Raw genomic sequence first — 23,957 nt, forward strand, 5'->3', positions numbered from 1 at the left:
TTGTCTTAGGCCCTCTCCTCGGGAATGGATCGCGGCGTGTCTATCTTACGCTCCATGTCACTGGCACTGGCACTGGCACTGGCACGAATGAAACCCCAATAGAAATAGCAAGTCAACAATCAGCACCACAATTAAAAGAAGATAATGCAGTGAATACTGCGAGTGGCGTAATGCAAGCTACAGGCACTGATGCTAACCAAGTGTTGTGGAGTACAGACAATGCTCAAGGTAAATATGGTGAGTTAACGTTAAACCAGTTAACTGGCGAATGGCATTACCAACTTGATAATAATAACCAGCAAACAAATGCATTATCTGAAGGGACTCATCAAACAGAACAATTTGTCATTTCGGCAACGGACAGCCAAGGCAATAAAGTGAGCTCGGTCATTGCTGTAGAGGTTGAAGGTAGTAACGATTTACCGCAAATTTCAGGTATACATCATGCTAGTCTCAATGAGTTAGGTTCAATTGATACCGTTTCAGGCAACCTCATAGCTACCGACCCAGATAATGGCGATAGCATCACTTGGTCGGCCTCAAATGGAATAGGTCAATTTGGCCAGCTCGTCATTGATTCAAAATCTGGAGAATGGCAATACGTTCTAGATAATCATTCAGCAACGACTTTAGCCCTACATCAGGGAGAAGTAGCAGTTGAAACTTTCACAGTCACAGCAACTGATAGCTCAGGCACCCCTGTATCCAAACAAGTTACCATTAGTATTAACGGTAGCAATGAAACCGCTCAAATTGGTGGCGTTTCATCGGCTAATCTAACCGAAGATAAAGACGTCCATCAAGGACAACTGCATGTCGATGGCGCCCTCACTGTTACTGATGTGGATAATGGTCAAAATCAATTCCAAGCCACCTCACTACAAGGTCAGTTTGGTACTCTATCAATCAATGAGTTAGGTCACTGGACTTACACCGCTGATAACTCGCAGCCGAACATTCAAGGCCTGAAAACAGGCGAATCATTAACGGATACTCTCATAGTTCATTCAGTCGATGGCACTGAGCAGAAAGTCACTGTCACCATTAATGGCACTGATGATAAAGCCGTGGTTGCAGGAACAAGTACCGCACAGTTAACCGAAGATAAAGATGTTCACGGTGGACAACTCCGCGTTGACGGCGCCCTCACTGTTACTGATGTGGATAATGGTCAAAATCAATTTCAAGCCACCTCACTACAAGGTCAGTTTGGTACTCTATCAATCAATGAATTAGGTCACTGGATCTATACAGCTGATAACTCACAAACCGCCATTCAGGGTTTAAAAACCGGTGAGTCAGTTACTGATACAGTGTTAGTTCATAGCGTTGACGGCACTGAGCAAAAAATCACTGTGACCATTAACGGCACGGATGATAAAGCGGTGATTGCGGGTATCTCAACCGCCAGCTTAACTGAAGATAAAGACGTTCACGGTGGGCAACTTCGCGTTGACGGCGCCCTCACTGTTACTGATGTGGATAATGGTCAAAATCAATTTCAAGCCACCTCACTACAAGGTCAGTTTGGTACTCTATCAATCAATGAATTAGGTCACTGGACCTACACCGCTGACAATTCTCAGACAGCGATTCAAGGCCTTAAAACAGGTGAGTCAGTTACTGATACAGTGTTAATTCATAGCGTTGATGGCACTGAGCAAAAAATCACTGTGACCATTAACGGCACGGATGATAAAGCGGTGATTGCGGGTATCTCAACCGCCAGCTTAACTGAAGATAAAGACGTTCACGGTGGGCAACTTCGCGTTGACGGCGCCCTCACTGTTACTGATGTGGATAATGGTCAAAATCAATTCCAAGCCACCTCACTACAAGGTCAATTCGGCACTCTATCAATCAATGAATTAGGTCACTGGACCTATACCGCCGATAACTCGCAGCCGAACATTCAAGGCCTTAAAACCGGTGAGTCAGTTACCGATACAGTGTTAGTTCATAGCGTTGACGGCACTGAGCAAAAAATCACTGTGACCATTAACGGCACGGATGATAAAGCGGTGATTGCGGGTGCTTCAACAGCACAATTAACTGAAGATAAAGATGTTCATCAAGGACAGCTTCATGTTGATGGTGCGTTAACAGTTACTGATGTTGATGCAGGACAAAACCAATTTCAGGCGACAACTCAACAAGGTCAATTTGGCTCTTTGAGTTTAAATGAATTAGGTCATTGGACTTACACGGCTGATAATTCACAGCCATCTATTCAAAGTTTAAAAACCGGTGAATCTGTTACAGATACCTTAATCGTTCACTCTGTTGATGGTACCGAGCAAACTATTAGCGTTAAAATAAATGGCACGGATGATAAAGCGGTGATTGCGGGTGCTTCAACAGCACAATTAACTGAAGATAAAGATGTTCATCAAGGGCAGCTTCGAGTAGATGGTACCCTCACTGTTACTGATGTCGACAACGGTCAAAATCAATTTCAAGCCACCTCATTACAAGGTCAGTTTGGCACTCTATCAATCAATGAATTAGGTCACTGGACCTATACCGCCGATAACTCTCAGACAGCCATTCAAGGTTTAAAAACAGGTGAGTCAGTTACTGATACAGTATTAGTTCACTCGGTTGACGGCACTGAGAAAAAAATCACTGTCACCATTAACGGCACAGATGATAAAGCGGTGATTGCGGGTACTTCAACAGCACAGCTAACTGAAGATAAAGACGTTCACGGTGGACAACTCCGCGTTGACGGGACGTTAACCGTTACTGATGTCGATTCAGGACAAAACCAATTCCAAGCCACCTCACTACAAGGTCAGTTTGGTACTCTATCAATCAATGAATTAGGTCACTGGACCTATACCGCCGATAACTCGCAGCCGAGTATTCAAGGTCTTAAAACGGGTGGAACCGTTACCGATACAGTATTAGTTCATTCAGTCGATGGCACTGAGCAGAAAGTTACCGTCACCATTAATGGCACTGATGATAAAGCCGTGGTTGCAGGAACAAGTACCGCACAATTAACCGAAGACAAAGACGTCCATCAAGGACAACTTCATGTCGATGGTGCCCTCACTGTTACTGATGTCGATACAGGACAAAACCAATTCCAGGCCACTGTGCAACAAGGTCAATTTGGTGCGCTTTCTTTAAATGAATTAGGTTATTGGACTTACACTGCTGATAATTCTCAGCCAGCGATTCAAGGTCTGAAAACTGGCGAGTCGCTCACCGATACGCTAGTTGTTCATAGTGTTGATGGCACAGAGCAAAAAATCACTGTGACCATTAACGGCACTGATGATAAAGCGGTGATTGGCGGTACAAGTTCAGCACAATTAACCGAAGACAAAGACGTCCATCAAGGACAACTGCATGTTGATGGCGCATTAACCGTTACTGATGTTGATAATGGTCAAAATCAATTCCAAGCCACAGTACAACAAGGACAATTTGGCTCACTGGCGTTAAATGAATTAGGTCACTGGACTTATACGGCTGATAATTCACAACCATCTATTCAAAGTTTAAAAACAGGTGAAACGGTAACTGATACCTTAGTCGTTCATTCTATAGATGGCACCGAGCAACAGATCACAGTCACCATCAATGGCACTGACGATAAAGCTGTTATTACTGGAATTTCAACAGGTGACGTTGATGAAGGTCATGGCAGTTTTGGCGATATGTCACCAGATTATGCACAACCTGGTATGGCTAAACTTGGACAAGCTGCATTAACCGCTGATGGCAAGTTAGATATTGTTGACCCTGATACTGGTGAATCACAGTTTGACTCTAAAGGCGGTGCTTGGAACAATTCATACCACGGACAATATGGACATTTATTGTTAAACAGTGATGGAACTTGGCATTATGACGTGACGGTTGGCAGCGTAGATTGGGTCGGCAATAGAAAAACAACTATTGGCTCTACTATAGATAAACTCGGAGAAGGACAAACATTAACTGATACAATCACTATCCAATCAAAAGATGGTACTTCCCACGACATTGTTATTACCATTCATGGTGATAATGACCGCCCCTATTGCTCATCCGAGGTCGTACTACAAAGTGGCAGCGAAGATACCCGCCAAACTCTGACGACAGCACAACTACTTGCCAATACCGTGGACGTCGATAAAAACGATGCCGGTAAACTAACCATTGAAAACCTACACGCCAACCATGGTTCCATTCTAAACAATGGCGATGGCACCTTCACCTTTAGTCCAGAAAAAGACTATAACGGCGATGTCCATTTTAGCTATGACGTCAAAGATGCCCACGGTGGTGTGACCCACACTGGCGCATCAACGACGCTCTCGGCGGTTGGCGATGCTGCAATTATCACTGGCGTTGATACTGGTTCAATAACCGAAAGCAGCGCGGGTGTCGACATGTCACCTGACTATGCTCAACCAGGCATAGCCACACTTGGCAATAAAACGCTGTATGCCGATGGCAAACTAACAATAACCGATCCGGATGTCGGTGAATCAGGTTTTGAACGCCAAGGTAGCAATGGTTACGACTACCACGGCACCTATGGCGACCTAATCTTACTCACCGATGGCACCTGGCATTACCATGCCGATGCTGGGCATCTATCAGGTATAGGTGCTAGACCCACAACGCGTGGCACTGCAATTGACCAACTCGGCGAAGGCCAAAGCCTAACCGATACTATTACGGTTCACTCAAAAGATGGTACAACACACGACATCGTTATCACCATTCACGGCAGTAACGACAAGCCCTATTGTTCATCTGAGGTGGTGCTACAAAGTGGCAGCGAAGATACCCGCCAAACCCTGACTACCGCACAACTGCTTACTAATACCGTCGATGTCGATAAAAATGATGCCGGATTACTGGCTATTGAAAATCTGCATGCCGATCATGGCTCCATTTTGAACAATGCCGATGGCACTTTTACCTTTACACCAGAAAAAGACTACAACGGTCAGGTTCACTTTACCTATGATGTCAAAGATGCCCACGGCGGCGTAACCCATACTGGTGCGTCAACCACGCTCGCGGCAGTGGGTGATGCTGCCCAAATCGCTGGCGTTGATACTGGTTCAATAACCGAAAGCAGCGCGGGTGTCGACATGTCACCTGACTATGCTCACTCAGGCATAGCCACACTTGGCAATACAACACTCTATGCGGATGGCAAGCTGACCATTACAGACCCCGATGTAGGCGAGTCAGGATTTGAACGCCAAGGCAGCAATGGTTACGACTATCACGGCACCTATGGCGATCTAATCTTACTCACCGATGGCACCTGGCATTACCATGCCGATGCTGGGCATCTATCAGGTATAGGTGCTAGGCCCACAACGCGTGGCACTGCAATTGACCAGCTTGGTGAAGGACAAAGCTTAACCGATACGATTACAGTCCATTCAAAAGATGGTACAACACACGATATTGTCATCACCATTCACGGCAGTAACGACAGACCTTACTGTTCATCTGAAGTGGTGCTACAAAGTGGCAGCGAAGATACACGCCAAACCTTAACCACCGCGCAACTATTAGCGAATACAGTCGATGTGGATGCCAATGACGCCGGTAAACTAACCATTGAAAACCTACACGCCGACCATGGTTCGATATTAATTAATGCCGATGGCACCTTCACCTTTAGCCCAGAAAAAGACTATAACGGCGATGTGCATTTTAGCTATGACGTTAAGGATGCACACGGTGGTGTGACCCACACCGGCGCAACCACCAACTTAGCTGCAGTTAACGATAACCCTGATGTGACGCCTTTAACAGACAGTGTCAGTGAGGGGGCCGATAATCATCACACCCTCAATCTGCTAGTAAGTGCCACAGACAAAGACGGCGACGCTTTAACCATCAGCCACCTTGAATATGCCATCGATGGTCAACCTCAGTCGGGCCAACTTCCAACGGGCATTACCTTAGATACTGATGGTCATACATTAATTGTTGATGCCACCAATCCCGCATTTAACCATTTGGCCAATGGTCAGTCGCAACAAATCGCTATCACTTATCAAGTAGAAGATGGCCATGGTGGAAGTACGCAACAAACCGCCACGCTTACGATTGCCGGAACAGATGATAAAGCCACACTGGTTTCTAATGTCATTCAGCTCACTGAAACACAAGCGCTGGATAGTGAATTTAAATTCTATAGAGGCCAGCTTCAGCTAATTGACCCTGATAGTGGTGATAACACTCAGTTTGTTTTTAGCGGGAAGTATTTAGGCCAAGGGTTTGAGCCTGGTCACCTTGATGTTTGGCCTAATGGCACTTATCAATTCAGATTAGAAGCTGTTACCAATCGTCATGCGGACGATCTCATTGGTAGCCTACATGCTGGCGAGTCGATGGAGCTCCCCTACGAAATCGAAACCAATGATGGTCAAAAGCTCACCATTATGGTGAAGGTGACCGGTGAAGATAACCAAGCAAAAATTGAAGTAACGCCCTACTCCAGCCTCAATAATCATGTTTACGAAGATCACACTTCCTTTGGCAATACCACTAATCAGCTCAGCAGTGGCGGCACGTTACACGTGATTGACCCGGATCACGACCAAGCCGGTTTTATTGCACAAACCATCACCACCGCCGAAGGTGGTCGGTTCAATATCAACGCAAAGGGCCATTGGTCATACGATATTGACAATGATAAAGTCCAACATTTAGGCGCAGGGGAAAGCTTCCAGCAAACCTTTACCGTTGAATCTATTGATGGCAGTGCTAAAAAAGATATCACAGTGACCGTTCATGGCACCAATGATGCCCCAGTTGCATCAGCTGAAGTACGTTTAGCGAATGGCTTAGAAGATACCCAGATAGTCCTCACCCCAGCACAGCTACTGGCTAACACAACTGATATCGATGACAACGATATTGGCAAATTATCCATTGAAAACCTACAGGCTGATCATGGCGCTATTGCGTTAAATGCCGATGGCACCTTCACCTTTACCCCAGAAAAAGACTATAACGGCGATGTCCATTTTAGCTATGACGTTAAGGATGCCCACGGTGGTGTGACCCATACAGCTGCTAGCACCACGCTCGCAGCGGTGAACGATGCAGCCCTGATCAATGGCCAGTCACAAGCATCATCGAACGTCGATATCTTCGAAGATGGTGCAACGAGTCGTCTGACGGGGCAGTTAACACTGACAGATGTCGACAGTGGCGAAAATCAGTTTGCCACAATCAGCCAGTTAGCGGGGCAGTATGGTTATCTGTCAATGGATCAGCAAGGCAATTGGTCTTATACCTTAGACAATTCACTCGCTACCACTAATGGTTTGGTTGCCGGGCAAGTTGTGACCGAAAGCTTTACCCTTACCTCACCGGACGGCACTGCTAGCCACACCATCAATGTGCAAATTCATGGCCATGATGACACGCCAAGCGTGAGCGTTAATGAAGGTGGCGCGGTTAAATCTCTCGATTTACTCGGTGGACTGAGCAGTGGCACTGTAAGCCACATGCAATTTTCGACCGACGGTGTTCATTACACTAATCAGGTACCCGTTGGCTTTATGCTAGCCGGCGACGGCCATACATTACAGGTCGATCCGGCGCACAATAGCTACAACCATTTGGCCAACGGCATCGCCTTAAAAGTTGACATTAAGTATGAGCTACAACAAGGAGCTGGTAGCAATGTGCAGACATCGCAGCAGCAAGCTCAAGTCGTCGTCACAGGCACCAGTGATCGTCCAATCATCCACAGTTTTAACCCACATTCTCAGCAGAATAACGGCCCCGTTACAGGCAACTTACTGCAGGGGGCTACGGATGTTGATGATGGCGCACAGTTAGTGCTTGATGATGTGCAATTTCAAGACCCAGTAACGCATCACTATGTAACGGTTCAAGCTGGGCAAACTCATAACATTACTGGTGTTGGGGTTATCGCAATTTCAGCCAACGGCGACTACACCTTTACCCCAAACAGTCAATTTAGCGGGCAAGTGCCTAATCTTATCTACCGCGTCACAGACACGAATGGTGATTATGCAGACAATAGTCAGAACAACTTAACTATTCATATAGACCCTTATCAAGCCCCGATCATTATTGCGCCATTAGCAGTCTCGCTGGCCCATGATACCGGCAGCTCGGCCACAGACTTGATCACTCAAGATGGGGCGCTTAGCATCTCAGGTCAAACCGCTGGAATGCAGGTGGAGTATTCCACAGATGGTGGTGCCCATTGGAGCAGCCAATTTACTCCTGTCGAGGGACTTAATCAGCTACAGGTAAGGCAAACTGACAACGCTGGGCACACATCAAAAGCCACCAGTATTGATTTTACGCTAGACACTAATGTAGCAGCGCCACACATTAGCCTTGACCCTATCACTGCTGATGACGTGCTCAATCAGGCCGAGCTCAGTGGCAGCGTGCCAGTCACTGGTACTGTGGGGAGTGAAGTCAGCGTTGGCGACAATATCACCCTTACACTAGGCACACACACTTACACTGGCGCCGTGGATGCACAACATAGATTCTCAATCGACATCCCAGCCAATCAACTGAGCAGCCACACCAACATTAGCGCATCAGTCACCATAACGGATACAGCAGGAAACAACGCTACTGCGACGGATAATCATCACTACAGCACCGATACTAACGCGGCCATTAGGGTTAACCCAATCACTAGCGACAATATCATTGAAGCCAGCGAACACCAGCAAGCGGTTGATATAACCGGTACAGTATCTGGCGTTGAAGATGGGCAAACGGTTACAGTAACGATTGCGGGTCAGCAGCATCAAGCCGTGGTAACTCAAGGCGCTTGGCACACTTCATTAACCGCAGCGGAGGTTCAGGCGCTGCCAGGGGGAACGGTTGATGTCACCGCATCTGTTCAAGATTTAGCGGGTAATTTAGCATCAATACACAGCCCTCTGTTTATTAGCGATAGCGCTAACCCTGTACCCACTTTGAGCTTTAAGACCCCCCCCACACCAACAGGTAGTGGTAGCATTGGCTCACATATCTCAGGCGATCTGGTTGCACCTCCAATAATACAACAGCTCAGCCCTAGTTTATCTGGCGCTGGGTGGGCAATCACTGATGGCCACGGTCATACTTCAACCAGTTTGCAAGGCCAATACGGTACCTTAAGCATCGATCCCGTAACTGGCCACGTGGACTATGTTTATAGGCAAGCTCCGACTGCCGGTAATAAGGCGACAGGTGGCAGCCATTGGGCAGGGCAAACCACTTCAGAAGAACATCATGACGTATTTCAAGTTGTGTATCATGATGCACATGCGTCCAATGTTGATGTCAAAGTGAATGTAGATGTGACTTATGTTCATGGCCACAGTGGTCATAACCAAACCTCTACTCACCTTGTTGGCATGACAATCACACCCGATACATCTGCCGCTCCGCCACCTGCAGCGGACATGAACGACGTACCTGACGACATAATGACTTTTAGCGCAAGCATCACTGAAGATGAACCTTCATTTGATGAGGTGCTAGCGCATATTGGCGCTGATGATGAAAGCAGCCCCGAGCATCCCGAAGGTGCTCATTCACTTAACCAGTCCGGGGCGAGTTCTCCTATTGATCACTATCTACAGATGGTAGGCGTTAGTCATGCTGATATGAATCCAACTCCACAAGCAACAGTAGTGAATGATTTAGCTAATGTGGCGGAAACACTAGCGGCACCTGATGCCGATATGTTAGATGCCAATCAGGTCGACGCTTTTGAAAACCCGTTAGATGATGATAACCATCAGCAGCATAAAGATGAGTTATTGGCAGATTTAAATGACCAACCTGATCAAAGTGATACTAATCAGGCTAATGACGATGATTTGCTACATCAAGCATTAAATGACATGCACAATCAGGTCTAAAAAACTTTAGTCATAATAACTCTGTAATAGACTGAAAAGGCGCACCATGATGAATCATGGTGCGCCTTTTAAACATCGTTTTTTATAACCAGAATTAAAGCACTTTAGTGTAACTAATCACCCCATAGCCATGCCAGTCATCGACATCTGATTGATATTCTTTGCTATAAAAATCAAAGCTCCAACTCACAGACCATGTGGGAAATGCCCATATCACCCCTAAACTTGCTTGCGCTTGTTCATGCTTGATTTCAAGCGATGAGTCATAGGGTAAATCACCATCAATGGTTAAATCATTAAACCGATATCCAGCCTGCACCCTTGCATAAGCCGTCCAGCTACCATCAGAGTTAGCGGAATGAGTATAATTTCCTAAGTGACCAGCCTGACTTGAAAGTTGGCCAAAGGTTTGGTCTAAGTCATCACCCCAACGCAAGGTGAGACCGACACTCGATTGAGAACGAAAATTCCCAGCCATCGAATGATTAAATGCGCTTAAATCCCACTGACTATTTTCAAATGCTTGCTGACGAGTGAGTAAAGCTTCGACTTCATAGGCAAGTTGAAATGTCAGCTGATTCTCTATTTGATAATCCCAGCCACCCGGTTTAGTTGATGAGGTAATTTTATGCACCACTGATTGCAGCATTTCAGCCCCTGACGCAGGTCCCATAACACCAACAGACAACCAATTTTTTTGTGCCAGTGATGGGCTAAACACACCGATATAGCTTTCTAACTCCAATAGACCTGCATAAGGTCTTTCTTCTGATTGTGGATAGTCATAGGCGATTTCAATTGGGGTCCACATTCGGCTATATAACTGAGCCCCACGGTGTGCTTGCTGTGTTTGTTGGGGGAATAAAAGTGCAGACTGCCATTGAAAGACCGATGCTGCCGCTGAAAAATTGTGTTCTGGCTTTGCATGCCAACCTATGACAAAACCATTGGAGTAATCACCATCTGAGCCGGTAACGATATCATTATCGAAGCTAAAATAAATTTGATCTGCTGTTACGCTAATCGGCGCTAAACTCGCTGATAACAGCAATACACCTGCCGCATTTAGGCTTTTTCTGCTCAATATCCCCCCCTTATCAAATACGTCAGTTCACTACGTTAGCTCGACAACGTAAAGTTATCACCAAAATCTAAACATTACTGTCATTAAAATGAGTAAGCGATTTTAGTTTACCTCTTTAGCCTCCCCACTCAATGATCATTAATTAAACAGCCTCGGCAACGGCTTTTATAGTCAGCCCGCTCTACAAAGCATTCCAATTTAAGCCATATTTATGCAATTTACATTTCATTTAGCACAATAAAACGTCAAACATTACCAGATGTAACCATTAAATTACTGACAATAAAAAGCCGCGATTCACTCGCGGCTACATACGTTAAAATAAGCACTGGTCGCTAATATCATTCACTGTTAATGGCTGTAACCAGCACAAAAATCATCAAATGATAAAGGTTTAGAGAACACATAGCCTTGAATAGAGTAAACACCATGCTCACTTAAATAAGCCACTTGCTCATGGCTTTCTACACCTTCTGCAATGATGTTTAAATTGGATTTTTGCGCAAATGAAATAATAGCTTCAATGGTTTTCGCATTAAAGTTATCTTGATGACCGATAGTATCAACAAACATTTTGTCAATTTTGAGGGTACTAATGCCTAAATTTTGCACATAGCTAAAACCACCATAACCAGTGCCGGCATCATCTAATTTTAAATCTATGCCGATAGCATAAAACTTATCTAACATTTTACGCGCAGCAACTAAGTCACTAATAGGATGACGCTCAGTGATTTCTAATGAAATGCGATGTTGTTTCAACTCGCCTGATTCAACAACGCCTTTTAGCAATTGATACAAATCATCATTATCTAAATGTTCTGGCACAATATTAACGCTAAAAAATAATGGTTCTCGTGTAACCGCAAGTTGCTTAACATCATTAAAAACATGCGCCAACAATACCTTGGTCATATCAACAATTAAGCCATTGGCTTCTGCGTAAGGAATAAACTGATTCGGTGGCATTAAACTGCCATCTTGCCGTTGCCAACGCATGAGCACTTCTGCGCCAATGACTTTTTGACTGCGAGAATCGACAATAGGCTGATAAAAAGGAATAAACTCAGACCGCTTAATCCCTTGAATAATTTGGCTATGAACAGATTGACTATGGTTAAACCATAAACGGGCGATATACGTGACCCAAGCAGCCAAAATGCTGGCAATGATTAAAACAATCCACCAAGAAAAGTAGGTATATTGCTCATAAAACTCACGATTACCTGATAATTCAAAGGTTGCGTCAAAATAGTCGGTGGTTAAGTTAACCGCCTCACTCACGTAATAATCACCATCAAAGCTTTCATAACCAAATGTTAAAAAAGGACTCGAATCGAACGATAATCGATATTCTAAACATTTCTCGCAGCTCATCGGAACAAAATAACTCGGCTCTAACGGGAGTATGCTCGCGGCGTAAAAAATATCCCCCATATTGCGAATAAGCACTAATTCCAGATGCTGATCACTTTCAGACTCTAGTATCCCTAAACTATAGGTTTCACTAATTTGATGATGTTTCACATCGTGAAGTTCTCGAATAATCTCGTTAGATTCACAATATATATTTAGCCCTTTCGTTACGCCAATCCAACGAATAAAGCTTGCATCAAATACTGCGCGCTTTAACTGCGCCTCTACCTCAGTGCTACACACAAACGAATCAAAAGTGATTTCGGGTAATTCATTTAATTCTGCCGCACTGGTTTTAATTAAGTGCTCAAACTTATCCGTTAAAATTGCTGCGTCACGGGCAATGACTTGCTTGGCCAATAAATGATCGACACCACGCAGTAAACCAACACTGATAAGTAATGCAACTAAAAAAATCAGGCAATATGTGATTCGTTCCATGACAGCACCTAAATCCTATAAATTAGTCACAATATAACCTGACTGAGTTTGTTACGGTAGTGTAAATATCTATATTAATTGAAATTTAATTCATCACAGCGCCAATCATTATTTTGCTGTGTAATAGGATCAATAAACTGTAATCGTTGTGCCAATAACTTTAGTGGATTAGCAAAGTTATCAGGTCCTTTCGGTTGTAGCACAGGGTAAAACCTGTCGTTAAGCAATGGCATACCAATGCTTTGCATATGCACTCTTAATTGATGAGTTTTACCTGTAATCGGACTAAGCTCAAACAAACCACTAATAGTGAGTCATTGGTCGACAGTCGTTCGTCACAGCTCATAAAATTCATATATTCAGCGCACTAAACAGTTATCGCTGCGCGTGACTCATGCTGATATAGCATTTAATCAAGCAAGTTAAAGATCAAATTCAGCTTCATAGCCTTCGCAGCTCAGCTGACGCTCAATATGGCTAATCGGGTCAATAAACTGCAGTGATTTAGCAATTAACCGTAACGGTTTTGAAAAATCATCGGCACTCTTTGGCGCTAAAGTAGGATAATTAGTATCGTTTTCTAACGGCATTCCCAACGACATCATGTGTACCCTAAGTTGATGCATTTTCCCGGTGATCGGGCTCAGCTCAAATAAACCTTTATCGCCTTTTATGGCAATAAGGCTAATTTCAGAATGGGTATTGGGCTCACCTTCGGTCACTTTCATTAAAAAGCTTGGGGTTGAGCGCACCATCCTATTTTTAACCGTCCAGTGTATTGGCAAGGTTAATTCACCCGCTTGGGATTGTGCCAATAGTGCCGCTGTTAACTTAGCAATCGCTTGATATTGCTTTGTAATTTTGCCATCACTAAAAAGAGCATGATACGCATGCCTAGACTCAGGGTTAACTGTCATTAGCATGACGCCTGCAGTTGGCCTATCAAGGCGGTGGGCAGGAGTTATAGTGTCAATGCCGGTGGCAATCCTTAGCCTATGGATTAAGCATTCATTAACAAAGTTTCCGCTGGGGGTTACTGGCAAAAAGTGTGGTTTAAACACCAGCATACAATGCTCATCTTGATGCAAAATTTTCTGCACAAAAGGGATCTTAGTTTCAGCCTCAACTTCGCGGTAGTAATACACCCTTGTTGCAGGTCTATAGACAGTATCGACAGTAATTAAGCTGCCATCGGCCCAATGCACTTTGCCGTCCTCAATCCGCTTTAACCACACCTGCGGTGGGATTTGCGCAAAATGCGACACTAAAAATTCCACCACGGTTTTTGGCGCTGTTGAACTTGCTGCTGCATTTTTCGAAGGATGAGTCAGTTGTGGTAACACCACATAAGAAGGTTGTGCAGCTCTAGCTGAGGTATCAGAAGACATAGTTACAATGATTAGTGACTTACATATCCCGTCAGTATAACGGACATGAGTAATATAAATGAACCTAAGCTTTCCTGTTAACGAGCCACTTGAAGTAAAATCCAGCACAGTTAACCCAAACTTGGCGAGTTAAATGCAATCACAGCGACTTGCTCGTCATTGCTGTAAAGCGGTAACTTAGGCATCTACATGGGACTTTAATAGCTGCAGCACAAAAGCCATAGTCTTGTGGCAATTAGGTTGCTCAACAAGCTGTAATTTATCCTTGTTATACATAGGTAACACTTCTAACCAACGCTGGCTCACCCAGGTGGCATCTTCTAAATGCACCTGATTATATAATTCCAATAAATCTGGGTTTACTTCATAAAATTGCTCTAAAGCGGCACTAATAATTTCAAACTTTTCGCCTATGGGTTCATCTTGCCAATTTTGACAGGCTAATGTGCGCGCAATCCAACTTCCATCCCTTAGTTGCGCCGCAGACAGAATTTTTACCCTTTGGCGACCTTCAATCACAATACTTAATGAGTCATCGTCGAGTTGATGAAAGTCGATAATCTCACACTCTGTTGCTGTGCTATAACATGGCGGACTGCTATTAACTTTACCACTACTTTTACCGCTACTTTTACCGCTACTTTTGCTCGCAGCTAAGGCTAAGCGGTAGTCTCCTTTCAGCACACTAGCAACCATTAACAGCTGATTTGGCGATACCACTCTGATCTCTTGGCGGCCGCCAGGAAGAATAACCGCCTCTTGAATAACCAAGGCCATTTCTAATGTTTTCATAGCAGCCTCCAGACCATAGAAATGCTGATAAATATTCATTTAGGGCTTACACCACAAGGCGCAGCATATTTATATCGCCGATGACAACTAGCTCGCTTCAGCCTATATAATCAACTAGTTGTCACAGATATGAGCAAATTAAGTTTAGTGCTTGATAGTTTATTTGCTAGTCACCATCCGCTTATCATTCTTTTTAATGATAGCTGTAATTAACAAATAACGCAGACTTAAGCGATTAATTATTAGACAGGGTGTTTTACGAAATAGTTTCAAAAAGCGATCAGATAGCGCTTAAGATAACCCTTAAATAGGAGGTTAAAAACAATCAATAAAGCAGCTTAAAGCCGCTCTAAATGACTCATCACCGACTGGTTTTCAATGATGCCGGCAAACTCAATCGCCAGTTGCTCACTGCGCTTAACTGACTCGCGCCAATAAGCGATACGACTGTCGCTATCAAGCTTTTTAAAGTCTTCACGATCAGGAATTTTCTGGTAAGGCAAAGAAGCAATAAACTCTGGGGTCGGCGCCAGGATCAGCGCATTATGATAATGCTTTTTAGCACGGCGCCATTTTAGTGATTTATCGAACCAGCCAGGGCTCATGTAAGGATAAAAGTGCGGATATAAACTTAAGCCTTCTGCGGCAGGTAAAGGCATATCAAAGTGATAATCAGTAATGCCGCCATCGTAATAATGACCGTCACTAACGCCATTGATTTGGGTCACTGGCGAGAGCAGTAATGGAATAGAGCCAGTGGCTAGCAGCACTTGATTGATATTACTGCGAGTTAATTGAGCATGCTCGGTGGGCAGATCGGATAATTGTGAAAAAGGCGATTTAACTTGCTGATGACTAAATACCAGTCTTTCAAAGTGCCAAGCTAAACTGCGACGGCTAACAGCATTAGACACTGCAGTAGCAGCCAGCCCCATTGCTAATTTTCCCTTGGAACGCCCAGCATTTAAATGCTTGGCCTTACACACCACAAAATGACTTTGAATAATACGGTTATTGACTATATCCATGGCGCCATTAGCACCTAATATGCCAGCAATAATTCGCTCTACCTGCTCAGTCACCTCTTGACGAGAAGGCACAGTCTCGTAGCGCTGATCGATATAATAGTCTTCAAAGCGATGATAGGCCTCTAACGGATTCTTTTGCGCTAAACAGCTTAAACGCCAGGCTCCAGATGAAGCACCCATGGTATAAAGTGGTGCTTGCCTGTCACTAAAAAACTCACTGAACAAGTATTTATCGAGCCCTGCGACGCCAATCCATTTGGGGCCACCTGATGCTGCAAACAATTGAGTAAACATCGACTGCTGTATGCCGTTTTGTTCAATTTGTTCAAATGCCGTTTTGCCTGCTAATAATCGTAATGCTGCCACTTGATATCCTATTCATGTCAACCGCACTATCATCATAACCAACTGATCGCCGCTTTGTCTAAGCTGATTATTTTCACAGCCCTGTATAAATATATCTGTCATGGTGCAGCATGCTAAATTAAGCGATAATGACTTATCTTAACTTTTAGAGACTTATCATGATTGTCGATACCCTAGCAAATCATCAGCTTTATCATGCTATTAGCCCAAGATTAGCCACTGCACTTGCTCACCTCGCAGCCACTGATTTTAGCCAATATGAATTAGGTAATTACCCCATTGAAGGCAAAGATATATTTGCTATCGTCAATGATTACCAAACTAAGCCGAAACACACCGAGTCTTTTGAAAGTCATCAGCGTTATATTGATGTGCAATTTGTGGTTAGCGGTGAAGAAGAATTTGGCTATTTACCACTTGCAGATCAAGCGCCGTTAGCGCCTTATCACAATGAGCATGATTACAGTAAGTACGATTATGAAGCCAATAAAGCTAATGCGGCTTTTATACCCTTAAAGGCGGGTATGTTTGCGATTTTCTTCCCTGAAGATATGCATATGCCCGGCACCAGTGATACAGCCAAAGATGTCAGAAAAGTAGTCATCAAAGTGAGAGTTTGAGTTTCAGTCAGCTGTTGAGTTTACGTCTGCTTCAAAATCTGAAGCAAAACTTAAGCCTAGTCTGCTCATCACAAATAAAAAGGGAATAAGCGCTAACCGCCTTATTCCTTTTTTTTATCGTTCTTAAAATCAATAACAAAACAACTTCAAATCTTAGTTCACTCTAGTGACCTTTGGTTCCATACAAAGTTGCCGCCACACCAATTTAAAAACTCTCTTTACTAAAATGACAATTTATAGCTGTATTTTTTAATCTAAGCAAAAATGTGATCTTGATCGTTGTTATTAAGCTGTTAATATAACCACAAGAAATTAGTTATAACTAAAAGCTATATAACAACTAGTCAACATGCGAGTCTTACCCCTATGAAAAGCGCCACTGAACTAAGCCAAATATATCTCGATGCTAATGCCACAACTCCTGTGCTACCCCAAGCTGCAACGGCAGCATTAACTACAATGGAAACCCTATTTGGTAACCCAAGTAGTAGCCATATCAGTGGGCTTAAAGCCAAAAACCTAATGGAGCAGACTCGAGTAAAAGCTAAACAAGTGATTGGCGCTGACACAGGTACCGTAATTTTTACCAGCGGCGCCACAGAAGGGATTCAAACCGCGATCATTTCCGCCTTAGTCGCGGCTAAAGCTGCCGCTAAAACTAGCCTCAAGCAAGATCAAACATACAGCTTGTTATATGGCGCCACTGAGCATAAAGCGGTGCCAGAATCCTTAAAGCATTGGAATGCCATTCTTGAAATAAACGCAGAAATTAAAGCGATCCCCGTTGATCATATGGGTAAACTTGATCAGGACTTTATTGCTAAAGAAGCGCCCAATGCATTAATGATTTGCACCATGGCAGTAAACAATGAAACCGGGGTTTACCAAGACTTAACTCAGCTTGATCGCATCATCCGCCAAGCTAACCCTGATATTTATTGGTTAGTTGATTGTGTCCAAGCACTGGGTAAAACGGCATTAAACTTAGCCAACACCAGTATCGATTACGCGCCTTTTAGCGGCCATAAACTGTATGCCCCTAAAGGCATTGGCTTTGTTTACATCCGCGAAGGTGCTCCATTTACGCCGATTATTGCTGGCGGCGGCCAAGAAAGCGGCCTGCGCTCGGGTACTGAAAACCTGCCGGGAATGGCAGCCATAAGTGTCATTTTCGATATGCTGTTAAATAACTCGCAATCGATGGGTACAAACCAGTTTGCCGATGTCGACACCTTAAGGGCTTATCAACAACAATTAATTGATACCCTTGAAAGTGCTTTTCCTGCTGTAGTGTTTAACCACAGTTTTAGCAATAGCGTGCCAACAACCATCAACTTTGCTATTGCAGGCTTTAGTAGCAAAGAGATTATGGATTTATTTGATGCCGCCAATATTCGCGTCAGTTCAGGCTCTGCTTGTTCATCAAAAGTCACCCGTAGCTTTGTATTAGATGCCATGGGATTACCCAAGTGGCAAAGCGAGTCAGCCATCAGAATGTCTTTTGGCCCCGCCATGACTCAAACGCAGGTGGATGAAGCCTGCATCAGAATTCAATCTGCCGCCAATGCATTAACCCATAGCTGTATGATTTTAGACAGTGGTGAAATAAGCGATAAACAGCCATTAAATGGTTTGGTTCAATTACGCTCAGGCCCGAGCTGTAGTTGGATTTATGCCGATCAACAAAGTAAGCAAGCAATCATCATCGATCCACTGCCAGAACTAAATGAACGCTTAGATACCCTATTGCAGTGTCAGCAACTTGAATTAGTGGCGGTGATCGACACCCATGGTCATGCCGATCATGTCTCTAGTCGCCAATACCTTGCCGACAAACATTTGCCGGATCAATTAAGCGATCATTTAGGCTGGCCGCAAAACTGCAGCAACGTCACCCAAGCGGGCGAGTTGTTTGAGTACATCACTATTGGCAATCAAGCACTGCTGAAAGTTGCCACCCCAGGCCATACCGCCGACAGTATTAGCTTGCTGTTATGTGACCCATTTTCTAATGAATTACCTAATAAATCGACTGATGAATTACCTAAGGCAGTATTAAGCTCTAAACCACTTAGCCAGCAATGCCGCTTTGCCTTTGCTGGCGACACGATTTTAATGGGCAGTCTCGGTAGAACTAACTTTGACAGCAGCTGCGCTAAAGCCATGTTTACCAGCCTTAAGCGACTGCATCAGCTTATCGGTGACAACACCCTGATTTGTGCCAGCCATGACTATAACAATGAGTTTACGACCTCATTAGCAGCTGAATCTAGCCGTAATGCACTGCTGGCCAACACCTTAAATGGCCAATTAAGCCAAAGCCAATTTGAAAGCCTAAAAGCCCAGCTTGATAGTCAGTTGTGTGATGAGTCAGGCAGTGAAATTCTTTGCGGCGCATTGCCAGCTAACGCTGCAGCTAAAGTGAATATTACCGAATACAACACAGAGAGCTTAACCAGCGCTTTATCAGCACAGCAAGTTAGCGTCATCGATATTCGTGAGCCCCATGAATACGCGCTGCAACCCACCAGTAGCACCACTGAGAATGTGCCACTAACCCGCTTAGTGCAGTTTATTCAGCAGCATCAACACCAAAAGCACAAGCCGTGGGTTTTAGTGTGCCGCAGTGGTAGCCGCTCCATGGTGGCCGCCCAAGCCATGCAGCGTTTAGGCTTTGATAATATTGCCCACCTTAAAGGTGGTTATGCTTTAAGTTAACAGCCATTGTGAATGCATTGACCACTGAGTAAATAACTAGTCAATAGCTGACAACTTAAGATGAATATTGCTTGATTTGAATCGCCTCAGGACGTTCTCTGGGGCTTTTTTATTGGTAAAGATTGGTCAGGCGGTTATTTCTTGTTAAAATCGCTGAAAATTTATAGGAGCGTACCAAATGGCAATGTATGTTGTGGGTCATAAGATCCCTGATTCAGATTCAATCTGCGGTGCAATCGCACTTGCTTACTTAAAAAATCAAATTGAAGAGCCTGCTATTGCAGCCCGTCTTGGTGAACTTTCACCTGAGACTGCCTATATCTTAGATAGATTTGGTTTTGAAGCACCAGAGTACAAAACAAGCTACGCTGGCGAAGAAGTGTATATCGTTGATCACTCTGAATTAACTCAAGCACCAGATGATATTGCCCAAGCAACCATCGTAGGTATTGTTGATCACCATAAATTAGGTGACTTAACCACTTCTACTCCGCTTGAGTGTTGGATCCGCCCAGTAGGTTGTAGTAACACAGTGATTAAAATGATGTACGATTTCTACCAAGTAGAAATCCCAGCTAACATTGCTGGCATCATGATGTGCGCTATTTTAAGTGACACTGTGATTTTCAAATCTCCAACCTGTACTACTGCTGATATCCGCTGCGTTGAAGCATTAGCTGAAATTGCCGGTATTGAAGACTTCAAAGCTGTGGGCATGGAAATGTTCAAAGTTAAATCAGCTGTTGAAGGTACGCCAGCACGTGACTTAGTCATGCGTGATTTTAAAGACTTCAACATGAACGGTAACCTAGTCGGTATCGGTCAATTAGAAGTTATCGACTTATCAGTATTTGACGATATCAAAGCTGATTTAGAAGCTGATATCGCAGCGCTGAAAGCTGAAGGTAACCGTCACAGCGTATTATTATTGCTAACCGATATCATGAAAGAAGGCTCAGAAATGTTAGTGGTTTCAGATGACGCTGACTTAACTGAAAAAGCCTACGGTAAAGCAACCGTTGAAGGCCGAGTCTGGCTAGACGGTGTATTAAGCCGTAAGAAGCAAGTGGTGCCATCGCTACAAGATGTATTTGCTAACGCTTAATATGCGTTTTTAGCAATATAGCGAGTCGCCCAACTAAAAAGCTGAATCAATGATTCAGCTTTTTATTAGCCTAAATTCATCAGTAAGCGGCTCTCACATAGCTTAAGGTAATGAGTTAACGATTCAATCGCTCCAGCCATTCAGCAGAGTCAGCCACCATAAATTTATAGGACTGATGGTTTTTAAGTTCCACTTTAATCGCATCTGCGGTAAGGGGTAACACTCCACCACCGGTCCCCCAACATTTTTCAACACTAACAATATCCTCAAGGTCTATCTCATAAGGACCCATTTCAAAGATTTTATTAAAGGCTTCAAAACATAACCGTGTTTCAGTCAAATATAGTTGTCCATCACCGCTAAAGGCACCGTTTTGCGCAGTAGCAAAAGTAGACTTAATCACGGTTTCATTGGCTAAATTGATGGTACCCATATGTATCCTCTATTTTTAGCCAGCGTTGCAACAGCCAAATAATCCCTATCAGCGATTTATAACAACTCTCTCTATAATCACCGTACTTATTGCCGTACTTATTGCCATACGTATTGCATAGTAGACCCTAACTCAGTAAGTTGAATTTAATGTGCGCATCAGTAAGTATAGTCATAGTAAAAGATATGGTATGACGAACAATTAATTAGGGGCGAAATGAACCAAGTAAAAAAACTAAGCACATTAGCCACATTGCTCGCTTGCTTAGGCTTAACAGCATGTGTCAGTACAGCCAATCAAAATAGTGAAAGTGTCGCCGTTCTTTGGGAGGGACAAAGTGAGATGAGCCTCTGCCTATTAAAAGGCAACATTATTGGCTCTCAAGGTCATTGGTACGATTACTTATTTATTTCAAATAAGGATTTAACTCAGGGCGCGATTAATCAACTGCGAAATGATGCGCTAGAACTTGATGCCAATACGATTTACTTGTTCAAACCTAAAGCCTTTGCCACTTCTGTGACAATCATGGCCAATGCTTATGATTGCCCAGAATCCATACGATAGATATTAAGCAGGCGTTGTTGCAGGGCTAAATAAAGCCCTAGTATGAACGATATAAGCAGCTTGTTACTTAAATAATTATCTCATCTTGTTAGGCATTATAAAACCTCAAGAGAACCTAAAAACAATTGGGCACTTTTTTTAGAAATATCCCCCTCCCCAAAAAAGACGATTTGACTAACTAGGCTGTCATCTAAGTGAATAAAACGTTGAGTGACATTTCGGCCTTCATAGCTCAAATGATATTCATCTCCCAAATAATCCATCACGTAAATGTCATTTGAAGAGATTAATTTGGCACCTTTTTTGATTAAAGAAGCTGGGCCAGACTGTGCATGTAATATGCTTTTACCGCGGAATACACTGATACCGTATTCAACATTCTCCCTTCTTAGTCGCACCATTTCAATTTGAAGATGTTCTACACTGATATTCTCGACTTTAGGCGTATCAGGAAACTTTACCGCTACACCATCTGAATCAAATTGATACTTAATCCAATTCTGACCATCCATCTGTTCGTTCGTATTGAAATGTTTGTATGTAACCATTGCGATAATGCCAACTAAGACAATTTTAACAATATTTCCCACTCTAAATCCCTTTAGATAAGCTGATGTTTAAATTTGAATCTAAACTAACTTAGACAACTTAATAAAACAAATATTTTGTGGGATATATCAATAACAATTGAATTAAGTCCTTAGTAACTTATTTCTATATGGGAGTATTTTACAAACCCGTTATATCTATAAGATAAAGCCACCAAATGTGTTAAATAAACACATTTGGTGTGGAAACTCTGACGTATTAAATACCAACACAATTAGCGTAGTAAGTTACCGTTGCTGGCCAGTCAGAAAATACGCCAATTACGCCAACATCTTTGGCAAGTACATCCAATAGTTCAAATGCGTCACCTTCATTATCGATTGCATCTGTAATGCTCTGATAATACCAACCACCAGCCCCATCTGCTAACAAACCTGAACGTTCGAGTGTCCAAGTAATGATATCCAATCCCGCCAATTTAGCAGCTTTAGCATACTCAGAAGCAACAATATTACTCTCTGCATCTAGCGCCACTAATACCCATAACGGCGGAGCAATGATGTTAACTCCATCATTGACCAATTCATCCATACTAGGCGACCATGTCTCGCTGTTTTGAGGATCAAAATCAGCAAAATCATACCGATCATCTAAGTAAACCGCTTGCTCGCCAAAATCCGGATTAGTGTCAATCCAGTATTTTACGTCTTCAAGATTAAAGGATTGGGGATATACTGATGCAGCATCCACATCAGCAGCAATATATTCATCTAACATTTTCTGAGCGTAATCTTGCTGGCTAAACCCATCAAAAGGCATTACTACACTGGCCGATTTAAGCTCTGGAGTCATCTTAACTCCAGCCGCCTTGAACATTGCAATACTTTCAGCATGGGTGACTAAAGTGCCGTTGCCTGAGTATAGGTCTGTGCGCCAATTGGCCGTGCCCGCCATAAACTCTTCTGCGGTAGTCGCATTTGGATTCGCACCATCCATTTTGCCCTCAAGCATTCTAAACTCAGCCAAGGTAATGTCACTGGTACAACATTTCGCTGTTGCCATAACCCCATTAGCTAAGTCTGCAGGACTAAATGGCACCGAACATTTACTGGCGAGTTCAGGAATAGCCAATATATTGGTGGTGGTGGCTAAATCACATTGGGAATGGCGACAAACTAATTCTTTATCTTCAGTAAAAGTCACATCACATTCAACCACACCCGCACCAGAGGCAATCGCAGCTTGGTAAGACTCTTTAGTGTGTTCAGGAAATTGCATCGCCGCGCCGCGATGACCAATTGAAAAGTCGTGACGATACATAGTATCCCCAGCGCATTGAGCTAGCTGAGTTTTCAGCTCACTGTCTGGCATTTTATCTACTAAAAAGCTTGGTCTTGGGCCGACACTGACAACCACAGTTTCATTTATCTGTGGGCTAGTCCCCTTTTTATCATCATCGTTATCATCGCAACCAACAATGAGTAACAGACTTGTGGTAATGCTTAGTAGGCTCAGCTTACTTATCCATTTCATCGACATTTTTACTCCATTTAAATTATTGAATAT

At 43.5% G+C, this 23,957-nt stretch carries 13 protein-coding genes and 1 pseudogene; 5 read left to right on the top strand and 9 right to left on the bottom strand.

Annotation, left to right across the window (positions count from 1 at the left end; translation table 11 throughout):
• Window positions 1–149 precede the first annotated feature (149 nt).
• Window positions 150–9,884 carry a VCBS domain-containing protein gene (locus Q4591_RS14320; RefSeq protein ID WP_303461589.1) on the top strand — a complete coding sequence of 3,245 codons (9,735 nt, stop codon included), beginning with the start codon at window positions 150–152 and terminating at the stop codon, window positions 9,882–9,884.
• Window positions 9,885–9,978: 94 nt separating this feature from the next.
• On the opposite strand, the gene Q4591_RS14325 is transcribed toward Q4591_RS14320, so the two are convergent.
• The 6 genes and pseudogenes from Q4591_RS14325 to Q4591_RS14350 all read right to left on the bottom strand — a co-directional run bounded on the left by Q4591_RS14325 (window position 9,979) and on the right by Q4591_RS14350 (window position 16,399).
• Window positions 9,979–10,968 (bottom strand): lipid A deacylase LpxR family protein, encoded by a 990-nt coding sequence (locus Q4591_RS14325; protein ID WP_303461591.1) that lies wholly within the window; start codon window positions 10,966–10,968, stop codon window positions 9,979–9,981.
• A gap of 351 nt (window positions 10,969–11,319) precedes the next feature.
• Window positions 11,320–12,825, bottom strand: a complete 1,506-nt coding sequence (locus tag Q4591_RS14330) for an EAL domain-containing protein (protein WP_303461592.1) — start codon at window positions 12,823–12,825, stop codon at window positions 11,320–11,322.
• A gap of 74 nt (window positions 12,826–12,899) precedes the next feature.
• Window positions 12,900–13,127, bottom strand: a pseudogene (locus Q4591_RS14335) (pseudouridine synthase); the annotation flags it as partial.
• 120 nt (window positions 13,128–13,247) lie between these two features.
• Complete coding sequence (locus Q4591_RS14340) at window positions 13,248–14,213, bottom strand: pseudouridine synthase (RefSeq protein ID WP_102476538.1); 966 nt, start codon at window positions 14,211–14,213, stop codon at window positions 13,248–13,250.
• A gap of 177 nt (window positions 14,214–14,390) precedes the next feature.
• Window positions 14,391–15,005: an LON peptidase substrate-binding domain-containing protein gene (locus Q4591_RS14345; RefSeq protein ID WP_303461594.1), complete on the bottom strand. Its 615-nt coding sequence runs from the start codon at window positions 15,003–15,005 to the stop codon at window positions 14,391–14,393.
• A gap of 338 nt (window positions 15,006–15,343) precedes the next feature.
• Window positions 15,344–16,399: an alpha/beta hydrolase gene (locus tag Q4591_RS14350; protein ID WP_102476536.1), complete on the bottom strand. Its 1,056-nt coding sequence runs from the start codon at window positions 16,397–16,399 to the stop codon at window positions 15,344–15,346.
• Window positions 16,400–16,557: 158 nt separating this feature from the next.
• Here Q4591_RS14350 and Q4591_RS14355 point away from each other — a divergent pair, with 158 nt between their 5' ends.
• The 3 genes from Q4591_RS14355 to Q4591_RS14365 all read left to right on the top strand — a co-directional run bounded on the left by Q4591_RS14355 (window position 16,558) and on the right by Q4591_RS14365 (window position 20,842).
• The gene (locus tag Q4591_RS14355) at window positions 16,558–17,019 is read left to right on the top strand and encodes a YhcH/YjgK/YiaL family protein (RefSeq protein ID WP_102436589.1); all 462 of its coding nucleotides are present in this window, start codon (window positions 16,558–16,560) and stop codon (window positions 17,017–17,019) included.
• 366 nt (window positions 17,020–17,385) lie between these two features.
• Window positions 17,386–19,737 carry an aminotransferase class V-fold PLP-dependent enzyme gene (locus tag Q4591_RS14360; protein WP_303461597.1) on the top strand — a complete coding sequence of 784 codons (2,352 nt, stop codon included), beginning with the start codon at window positions 17,386–17,388 and terminating at the stop codon, window positions 19,735–19,737.
• A 178-nt stretch (window positions 19,738–19,915) separates the two neighbouring features.
• On the top strand, window positions 19,916–20,842 hold the full coding sequence (locus Q4591_RS14365; RefSeq protein ID WP_102436585.1) for a manganese-dependent inorganic pyrophosphatase: 927 nt from the start codon (window positions 19,916–19,918) through the stop codon (window positions 20,840–20,842).
• 115 nt (window positions 20,843–20,957) lie between these two features.
• Here the strand turns inward: Q4591_RS14365 and Q4591_RS14370 are convergent, their stop codons facing one another.
• Window positions 20,958–21,275, bottom strand: a complete 318-nt coding sequence (locus Q4591_RS14370; RefSeq protein WP_303461599.1) for a GRAM domain-containing protein — start codon at window positions 21,273–21,275, stop codon at window positions 20,958–20,960.
• Between the two features lie 216 nt (window positions 21,276–21,491).
• Between Q4591_RS14370 and Q4591_RS14375 the strand changes: the two genes are divergently transcribed.
• Window positions 21,492–21,842, top strand: a complete 351-nt coding sequence (locus Q4591_RS14375) for a DUF4156 domain-containing protein (RefSeq protein ID WP_303461601.1) — start codon at window positions 21,492–21,494, stop codon at window positions 21,840–21,842.
• Window positions 21,843–21,937: 95 nt separating this feature from the next.
• Here Q4591_RS14375 and Q4591_RS14380 read toward each other — a convergent pair whose 3' ends face one another.
• Together Q4591_RS14380 and Q4591_RS14385 are read right to left on the bottom strand one after the other, a co-directional pair.
• Entirely contained in the window at window positions 21,938–22,354 is a 417-nt protein-coding gene (locus Q4591_RS14380; RefSeq protein WP_303461603.1) for a hypothetical protein, read from the bottom strand.
• Between the two features lie 295 nt (window positions 22,355–22,649).
• Complete coding sequence (locus tag Q4591_RS14385) at window positions 22,650–23,930, bottom strand: glycerophosphodiester phosphodiesterase family protein (protein ID WP_303461605.1); 1,281 nt, start codon at window positions 23,928–23,930, stop codon at window positions 22,650–22,652.
• Window positions 23,931–23,957: the final 27 nt, after the last annotated feature.

Origin of the sequence: Shewanella sp. 3_MG-2023 (assembly GCF_030548765.1) — a bacterium.
Classification (GTDB): domain Bacteria; phylum Pseudomonadota; class Gammaproteobacteria; order Enterobacterales; family Shewanellaceae; genus Shewanella.